Genomic DNA, 3,018 nt, shown 5'->3' on the forward strand with positions numbered 1-3,018 from the left:
TAGTCCTGACGGTGCGGAGAACCAGCAGGTCACAGGGATGTGGCGAACCTTCACTTCGGCGGTTCCGCACGCAATGAAGCTCCGATGATCAGGGAGACCTGTCAAGTCGCCCGCCGATCACCGGAGCTTCGATGTGCCGCCAGTCTGCCACTGTCTGTCTGGTCAAGTCGCCCTTGCGTCAGCAGCGTGAGCTGCCGGACCCGGCCGCCCGGCTGAGTGCCCTGCCCGGTCCCCGTGACCGGCAGTGGACGGTCCAGCTCCGCGGCGAAGAAAACCGACGCGGACTTGAGTATCGCGTTCGCCCGCCGCAGCTCCTTCACCTCCCGTTCCAGCTCCGCGATCCGGGCGGCCTCTGCGCTGGTGGTTCCGGGCACGAGTCCTTCGTCGGTCTCGGCGCGCTTGATCCAGACACGCAGGGCCTCGGGGTGCACATCGAGCCGGTCGGCGATCCGCTTGATCGCACCAGCCCGGCCGGCCGGCCGGATCCTTACGGGCCTCGACCGCCAGCCGCGTCGCACGCTCACGCAGCTCGTCGGGGTATCTACGGGGAGCAGCCATGATCGGCATCCTTCCGGGTCTTCGATGTCTCCATCAAACCCGGGGCGGTTCAATCAGCCCGGATCGTTTCGCCGATGCTGTCGACCCGCCTTACCTGCATTCGGATCACGGTCGCTTCGGTCACCATGATGCGCTCAATGAGGCGTTGATCATCGTGTCACGGTCCCTGACCGGCCAGGACCATCCGGGCCTGCGTCCATCTTTGTCGAGCTTCTCCCGGCGGCGTGGCCCCCGCCGTGGCGGAACGTGTGCGCGGCGCTCCCCGGGGTTTCTCCCTCTAAACTCCATCATGTACGGAAAGTCAGAGCCTGATCTGGGGTGGTTGTGGTCTGCCGCTTCCTGCCATACAGCGACGCAAACCACAACGACGGCACACCGCTCAGCGCTGGGGGTCCGGTCACAATCTCGAACGGCGATCCGCTCCTGCGGCTCCCGGGCGGCCGGCGGCGAACACCCCCACGCCAAGTACCAGTTGGCATCCGCCCCTCCATGAAGGGATCCATTCGTGGTCGCCAAGAAGAAGTCCACGACGTCCAAGACTGTCTCTGAGCAGGACAAACGTGTCGCCTCGCTTAGGCAGTTCATCCGGACAAGAGGCCCGAGCTACCTCACCGATCCAAACGTGACCTCTATCGGCATCGGCTACCGCCAAAAGGACGCTGAGACGGTCAAGGAGCTCACGCTGCAGTTCACGGTGGACGTGAAGACCTCCGAGCCGGAGGTACTGGAGGCGCTGGGAACCACCGAGCTCCCGGAGACGATCGAGGTGGACGGCGTCGAGGTCCCCACCGACGTCATCCAGCGCAGTTACACGACGCAGTTTCGTGTCGTCGCCGAAGTGGAAGGCCCGATCCGCAAACAACGTCTCGACCCGATCCTGCCCGGGGCGAGTGTCGGGCACGTCGAGGTTTCGGCGGGCACCATCGGCTGCATCGTCTTCGACAAGAACGACGCAACCCCCTACGTCCTGAGTAACTGGCACGTGCTGCACGGGCCGGATGGCGCGCTGGGCGAGACGGTCGTACAGCCCGGCCCGCACGACGACAACCGCATCACCCTCAACCGCCTCGGCATCCTGAAGCGCTCCCACCTCGGGGTAGCGGGGGACTGCGCGGTGGCGACCATCAAGGACCGCCAGTTCCGCAGGGAAATCTTCGACCTCGGTGTCGTGCCGGAGGACCTGGGCGAGCCGGAACTCGGCGACAAGGTCATCAAAAGCGGCCGCACCACGGGTGTCACCCACGGCGTGGTCCGGCGCATCGACACCCTCGCCAAGATTGACTACGGCGAGGGTGTCGGCGAGCAGATCATCGGCTGCTTCGAGATCGGGATCGACCCGGACAACCCTCCCGCCGACGGCGAGGTCAGCCGGGGCGGAGACTCGGGCTCGGTCTGGCTGTTCAAGGCCGCCAACGGCCGCACCAGCAAGGTCCTGGCCGGCCTTCACTTCGGCGGTGAGAGCGGCGACAACCCGGACGAGCACGCGCTGGCCTGCCTGCCACGCTCGGTCTTCGAGAAGCTCGAGATCAGCCTGCAGCCCCCGTCCGTTGAAGAAGCCGAGCTCATCAAAGGATACGACCCCGGCTTCCTGGCAAAGCGGATCGACGTCCCGCAGCTCAACGCAGCCATCAAGGACGACGCAGTCCGGCACGGCGACTCCGAGGTCATCCCCTACACACACTTCTCGCTGGCCCTGAGCGCGTCACGGTGCTTCGCCTTCTGGGTCGCCTGGAACATCGACGGCGCCTCACTCAAGCGACTCAGCCGCAAAGGCATCAAGTTCGTCAAGGACCCACGCATCACGGACGACGCTCAGATCGGCAACGAACTGTATGAGGCCAACCGGCTCGACCGCGGACACATCGCCCGCCGGGCCGACCTGCTCTGGGGCAGTCCGGCCGAGGCCAGGAAAGCCAACGTGGACTCGTTTTTCTACACCAACATCACCCCGCAGATGGACGACTTCAACCAGAGCAGCAAGGGCGGACTGTGGGGACAGCTCGAGGACGCCGTCTTCGCCGACGTCGAAGTCGACGACCTGAGAGTGAGCGTGTTCGGCGGTCCGGTTTTCCAAGAGGACGACCGCTTCTTCCGCAGCGTCCAGATCCCCCGCGAGTACTGGAAAGTCATCGCATTCTCCGAGAACGGTGAACTCAAGACCAAAGCCTTCTTGCTCACACAGAACCTCAACCAGCGCGAAGCCCTGGAACTCGACGAGTTCCGCGTCTTCCAGGTCAACTTGAGCGAGATCGAAGAGCGCGGCCACCTCCGCTTCCCCGCCACCCTGCGCAAGGCAGACACACTCGTCGTGCCCGAAGCACTGGCAGAGCGAGAGTCACTGGACAGTCTCGCTGACATTCAGTGGGGGACTGTAAAAGAAACGGTGTGACTCCGATCATGGAAGAGTGCACCTGTGACCAGCGAGAACATAGCCAAGCCGTCCGAAGCGGGGGCCGCGGA

Annotated in this window: 2 protein-coding genes; one reads left to right on the forward strand and one right to left on the reverse strand. The window is 64.6% G+C overall.

The annotated features are described in order from the left end of the window. Nucleotides 1–101: 101 nt before the first annotated feature. On the reverse strand, nt 102–524 hold the full coding sequence (locus tag ABZX75_RS34120; RefSeq protein WP_355418075.1) for a transposase: 423 nt from the start codon (nt 522–524) through the stop codon (nt 102–104). 539 nt (nt 525–1,063) lie between these two features. Between ABZX75_RS34120 and ABZX75_RS34125 the strand changes: the two genes are divergently transcribed. Further along, nucleotides 1,064–2,947 (forward strand): DNA/RNA non-specific endonuclease, encoded by a 1,884-nt coding sequence (locus ABZX75_RS34125; RefSeq protein WP_355418078.1) that lies wholly within the window; start codon nt 1,064–1,066, stop codon nt 2,945–2,947. Nucleotides 2,948–3,018 lie beyond the last annotated feature (71 nt).

Origin of the sequence: Streptomyces sp. NPDC003038 (genome assembly GCF_040611115.1) — a bacterium.
Classification (GTDB): Bacteria; Actinomycetota; Actinomycetes; order Streptomycetales; family Streptomycetaceae; genus Streptomyces.